General features: G+C 58.3%; 4 protein-coding genes. All 4 read left to right on the top strand.

Annotated elements, in window-relative coordinates; translation table 11 throughout:
- Positions 1-279 precede the first annotated feature (279 nt).
- The 4 genes from ACQ4WO_RS28050 (at position 280) to ACQ4WO_RS28035 (ending at position 5,115) form a co-directional block, all read left to right on the top strand.
- Positions 280-969, top strand: coding sequence for a phosphatase PAP2 family protein (locus ACQ4WO_RS28050; protein WP_436484142.1), 690 nt, complete (start codon positions 280-282; stop codon positions 967-969).
- 62 nt (positions 970-1,031) lie between these two features.
- Positions 1,032-2,510: a DUF2868 domain-containing protein gene (locus ACQ4WO_RS28045; protein ID WP_436484141.1), complete on the top strand. Its 1,479-nt coding sequence runs from the start codon at positions 1,032-1,034 to the stop codon at positions 2,508-2,510.
- Positions 2,507-3,997 (top strand): DUF3482 domain-containing protein, encoded by a 1,491-nt coding sequence (locus tag ACQ4WO_RS28040; RefSeq protein ID WP_436484140.1) that lies wholly within the window; start codon positions 2,507-2,509, stop codon positions 3,995-3,997. Before ACQ4WO_RS28045 ends, ACQ4WO_RS28040 begins: the two co-directional genes overlap by 4 nt.
- A 38-nt stretch (positions 3,998-4,035) precedes the next feature.
- Complete coding sequence (locus ACQ4WO_RS28035; protein WP_436484139.1) at positions 4,036-5,115, top strand: tartrate dehydrogenase; 1,080 nt, start codon at positions 4,036-4,038, stop codon at positions 5,113-5,115.
- The last annotated feature ends 374 nt before the right edge of the window (positions 5,116-5,489 follow it).

Raw genomic sequence — 5,489 nt, 5'->3', positions numbered from 1 at the left:
GGACCGTGAAACAACTTTGCGCCGATGATAGTGCTGCAACCAGTGTGAAAGTAGGTTATCGTCAGGCTTGTTATTCGCAGTAGAGAGAAACCCGTCAAGCAATTGGCGGGTTTTTTTCGTCTGGTGGTTTGATAAGCTGCGGGTGGTGTCGGCTTACGCTGCGCTAAGCCGACCTACGTCAGCAGCCGCTGCAACAGTTGTGCACGGCGAGCATCGTCATGTTCTCTTCATCTTGACACTGTACGATGACTTTTATCTCATCAAGTAACGTGTGCACCCATGCTGGCCAAGCTTAAACTCCTCAAAACTCCCAAAGGCATCGATAGCGTCCTGATGCTGTCGGCCATGCTGATACTCTGGATCGGCAATTACAGCAACCTCGACCTCATGATCGCCGACAGTATGTTCGACGCGACGCGCGGGCAATTTTCCGGCGCTGACAGCGCGTGGGCGAGCAGTTTCCAGCTCGGCATGATCTTGCTTGGCGCCGCCTTGATCGGCTTGGCCGTCTGGGACACCTTGCATCCTCTGGCCTGGCTGGCATCACGCCGCAGCGCCTTGCGCGTAGTAGCACTGTCGGTTATATTCGTGCCATTAAGCATCTATTTGCTCTCTTCCTTCAGCGACGTGCCCTGTCCCACGGATTTGTTGCGCTATGGCGGACTGGAGACGTATACGCGCCTGCTGGAAACGTTACCGGCCAGCGCATCTGCCATGGCATGCCTGCCCGCTACTCAGGCGAATACTGCCTGGTGGATGCTGGCCTTGCCATTGTTCTGCCTGCCCGGACGGCCACGCACGGCGCTGCTGTTCGCCTGCATCATGTTGCTGTGCGGTTTGGCGGCAAGCTGGCAGCAACAGCTGCAAGGTATGCAATTCTTTACGCACACCTTGTGGTCTGCCTGGATCGCCTCTTTCCTGATCTATCTGCTGCATCATTTGTGCCGGGCTGAGGACGCGTTGGCCTGAAACACGAAAGTACGTCACAATCTGCCTGTCGAGTTGTCGTTTCATACAAAAACAGGAGCACCATGAACGAGCAGATTGCGAGAGAAGTGGTATTGGTCCGTGCTATCGAGACGGCCGACCAGAAAAAAGAAGTCCTCAGCGAGGATGACCGCATGTATGCCAGCCGCAGCGCGCGTGAGCTTGCGCAGTGGCAAGCTTCGGGCAAGCAGGCCGAAGTGACCGGTGACGATTTCCTGCAGCAGCGTTCCGAGCTGATCATCAAGCGCATCACCGAGCGCACCCCCGCCTTCGCTGCCTTCGCGAAGCGTCGCAACGGCATGAAGACCCTGGCGCTGGCCTTACCCCTGCTGGCTTTGCTGCTGGGAGCCGGGCTCGACCGCATCACGGATCCCCATCGCGTCGACTTGCTGTCGGCGCCCTTGCTGCTGATCATCGCCTGGAATGTGCTGGTCTACCTGGGCTTGCTGATCTGGCTATGCATTCCCTCGCACTCGCTCGGCTGGCCGAAGGCGGGACTGGTGCGTCACCTGAGCGTGGGCCGCCTGGCCCTGCCGCGCAAACTGCCGCACGCCTTGTCTTCAGGTTTGCTCAGTTTCATGGGGGAATGGGCACACTTGAGCGCCAAGCTGACGGCCGCGCGCCTGAGCCGTACCATCCACCTGAGCGCCGCCATGTTTGCCATCGGCGCCGTTGCCTCGCTGTATGCGCGCGGCTTTCTGTCGCAATACGCGGCCGGCTGGGAAAGCACCTTTTTAAATCCCGGTCAGGTGCACAGCCTGCTTTCGACCTTGTTTGCGCCAGCTATTGCCCTGTTTCATTTGCAAGGCTTTTCGCTGGCGGAAATCGAAGCACTGCGCTTCCCGCAAACGACGACCATCGAAGGTGGCGCGCGCTGGGTGCATTTATATGCGGCAACCATCTTCCTGTTGGTCGTCGTTCCCCGCCTGATATTGGCTTTGGTCAACAATTGGCGCGCCGCGCGCCTGGCCAGGGACTTCCCGTTGGATCTCGATCAGCCGTATTTCCGCAAGCTTAATGAAAGCATCGGCGTGGCCACGGGCGGCATGCTGCGCGTCTTGCCGTACAGCTTTACAGTCGACGAAGCACGCCACATGGGATTGGGACAGCTGTCCATCATGCTGTTCGGCGAGCAGGGGCGCATGATGCTGCGCCCATCGATGTCGTATGGCGAAGAGCCGCAAGACGTCTTGCGCGGCACGGACTTGAACGATCCGCAAGTCAATATCACGGCCGTGCTGTTCAATCTGACGGCGACGCCGGAAAAGGAAAATCACGGCGCCTTCCTCGATTACCTGGTGCAATCGTCGGCACGCGGCATCGCCGTCCTGATCGACGAGTCCAGCTACCTGGAGCGCGCCGGCGAGCAGGCGGATAACGGCTCGCGCCTGGCGGAACGAGTCGCCTTGTGGCAGCAGTTCTGCCAGTTTCATAAAACCACGGCCACCGTGGTCAATTTGCTCAACCCTGCCTTCCACCCGCTCGATGCAGGTGTCGGCTTGAAAGTATCGGCAGCAGCATGAGTGTGAATGTGAATAAAGATGTGCAGGATGATGCCGTGCAGATTCAGTTTGCGCTGATTTCGCACACGAATAATGGCAAAACGACCCTGGCGCGCACCCTGGTGGGTGTGGATATCGGCGAAGTGCGCGACGCCGCCCACGTGACCGTGTTTGCCGAATCGCATACCTTGCTGGCCACGCCACAGGGCGATGCCTTGCAACTGTGGGATACGCCCGGCTTTGGCGACTCCGTGCGCTTGCTCAAACGCCTGGGCCAGTCAGGCAATCCCATCAGCTGGTTTCTGCGTGAAGTGCTGGACCGTTACCGCGACCGCCCGTTCTGGCTCAGCCAGCAAGCGCTGCGCACGGCCAAGGACTCCGCCGACGTGGTGCTGTATCTGGTCAATTCTTCGGAGCATCCGAAGGATGCGGGTTACTTGCCGGCGGAAATGAAAATCCTCGCCTGGCTGGATAAGCCCGTGGTGGTCTTGCTCAATCAGATGGGGCCGCCACGTCCTGGCAATGAGGAACACAGCGAGCAGGCGCGCTGGCGCGAGCATTTGCAGCAGTATCCGATCGTGCGCGACGTCCTGGCGCTCGATGCCTTTGCCCGCTGCTGGGTACATGAGCGCGTGTTTTATGAAGCCGTGGGTAAATTGTTGCCGCAGTCGCAGCAAGCCGGCTACGCGCGTTTGTTTGCTGCCTGGCAAGAGCAGAATACGGCGCGTTTCCGGCAGGCGATGCACTTGCTGGCCGCGCAGCTGGCAGTGGCCGGGCAGGATCGCGAAGCCATCGAGCCCGCCTCCAAGGGCTTGCTGAAATCGGCCTTGCAGGTCGTGGGCATCGGCAAGAATGCGGAGCAGCAACGCCAGGAAAAAGCCATGGCCAGCCTGGTGGCGCGGCTCAATACGCACAGCGGTATCACCACGCGTGAGCTTTTGATCCTGCACAAACTCGACCCGACCGATGCGCATAAGATCAATAGCCGCATACGGGAAAATTTCGCCGTGCGCGCACCGATCGACAAGGCGCAAGCTGGGCTATTGGGCGCCATGATTTCGGGTGCCGCGACTGGCCTGTCGGCCGACCTGATTTCTGGCGGGCTGACCTTGGGTACGGGTGCCCTGCTTGGCGGTGTGGTTGGTGCGTTGACGTTTGCGGGCGCTGCCTGGGGCTTTAATTCCGGCACGGACCGCAATGAACCCACGATGCAATTTACGGATGCCTTCCTGCGTACCCTGGTGGTGGCGGGTATGCTGCGTTACCTGGCGGTAGCGCACTTTGGCCGTGGCCGCGGCAACTTTGTCGAAAGCGAGGCGCCGCCTTTCTGGCAGGATGAAGTCGAGCAGGCGGTAACGCGCCATGAGGGGGCATTGGCCGAGTTGTGGAAAGAGGTTCGCCGCGAGAAGTCCAATGAACTGGCGGCCGAACGTGTGCAGCCCATCATCACGGCGATCACTGCCGATGTGCTGGCGCGTCTGTACCCGGACGTGGCGCAGCCGATGTAAATACAGGCTTCCATCGCCTATTTCCAACAGGGCTTCCCATGAGCGCACATAAAATCGCCATCATCGCCGGTGACGGCATCGGCAATGAAGTCATGCCGGAGGGCTTGCGTGTGATTGAAGCGGCCGCCCGCCGTTTCAATATCGACCTGCAGTTCACGACGATGGCATGGGCCAATTGCGACTATTACCTGGAACACGGGCAAATGATGCCCTCGGACTGGTTTGCGCAGCTCAAGGATTTCGACGCCATCTATTTTGGCGCCGTGGGCTGGCCGGACAAGGTGCCCGACCACATCTCGCTATGGGGTTCCTTGCTCAAATTCCGGCGTGAATTCGACGAATACGTCAACTTGCGTCCCGTGCGGCTGATGCCGGGCGTGCCGTGCCCGCTGGCGAATAAAAAGCCGGGCGATATCGACTTTTATGTGGTGCGTGAAAACACGGAAGGAGAATATTCATCCGTGGGTGGACGCATGTTCGAGGGAACTGAGCGCGAAACGGTGCTGCAGGAATCCGTTTTTACGCGCAAGGGAGTCGACCGGATATTGAAATACGCATTTGAGCTGGCGCAAAGCCGGCCCAAGAAACACCTGACATCGGCCACCAAGTCGAATGGCATTGCCATCAGTATGCCTTATTGGGATGAGCGGGTGGAAGCGATGGCGCCGCAATTTCCTGACATCCGCTGGGATAAATACCATATCGACATCCTGGCTGCCCGCTTTGTATTGAGCCCCGAACGTTTCGACGTGGTGGTCGCTTCAAATCTGTTTGGAGACATCTTGTCCGACCTGGGTCCCGCCTGCACGGGGACGATTGCCATCGCACCATCGGCCAATATCAATCCGGAGCGGACGTTTCCTTCCGTCTTCGAGCCGGTGCACGGTTCCGCACCCGATATCTACGGCCAGAATATCGCCAACCCGATCGGCATGATCTGGTCGGGCGCCATGATGCTGGACTTCCTCGGCAATGGCGATGCCAATTACACGGCCGCGCATGATGCGATTGTGCACGCCATCGAGCAGGTGCTCGAGCATGGTCCGCGTACGCCCGATATGGGCGGTAGCGCCAGTACGACCGATGTCGGCATGGCGGTTGCCGAATTGCTGAAATAAAGCTTGCCGGCCGTAGGCGCCTTGGCTATAATTCGCCCCCTCGCTGAACGACGCATGTAAATGCAGAGTAAAGCAGGGTGAAAAAGAAGGTTGACGAAATGCTGCAAACGCTTCATACTCTTCCTTCTTCGCAGCTGGCAAACACAACGCTTTGTCGATAGCGCGAGAGCAGTAACCGAATACAGTTCTTTAACAATTAACAGTCGATAAGTGTGGGCATTTGATGTAGTGCAGCGATGATCTTCGGATTGTCGTATAACTTAAAATATCAAATGTTCACAAGAAATAATGAAATAGGCGCTACGAAAGTAGTGGCCTGTCAGTTTTTTGAGTGAGCGACCCGTCAGCAATGACGGTGCCGGTAAAACGGCAAA

It is taken from the genome of Janthinobacterium aestuarii, from assembly GCF_051380835.1.
In the GTDB taxonomy this organism is placed as follows: Bacteria; Pseudomonadota; Gammaproteobacteria; order Burkholderiales; family Burkholderiaceae_D; genus Janthinobacterium; species Janthinobacterium aestuarii.
The sequence above is the reverse complement of the archived record's forward strand: the minus strand, read 5'-3'. Positions and strand labels throughout refer to the sequence as shown.

What these genes read in the sequence shown, in the direction of transcription:
- ACQ4WO_RS28040 (WP_436484140.1), top strand. Translation starts at nt 2,507, where the DNA reads ATGAGTGTGAATGTGAATAAAGATGTGCAGGATGATGCCGTGCAGATT.
- ACQ4WO_RS28045 (WP_436484141.1), top strand. Translation starts at nt 1,032, where the DNA reads ATGAACGAGCAGATTGCGAGAGAAGTGGTATTGGTCCGTGCTATCGAG.
- ACQ4WO_RS28035 (WP_436484139.1), top strand. Translation starts at nt 4,036, where the DNA reads ATGAGCGCACATAAAATCGCCATCATCGCCGGTGACGGCATCGGCAAT.
- ACQ4WO_RS28050 (WP_436484142.1), top strand. Translation starts at nt 280, where the DNA reads ATGCTGGCCAAGCTTAAACTCCTCAAAACTCCCAAAGGCATCGATAGC.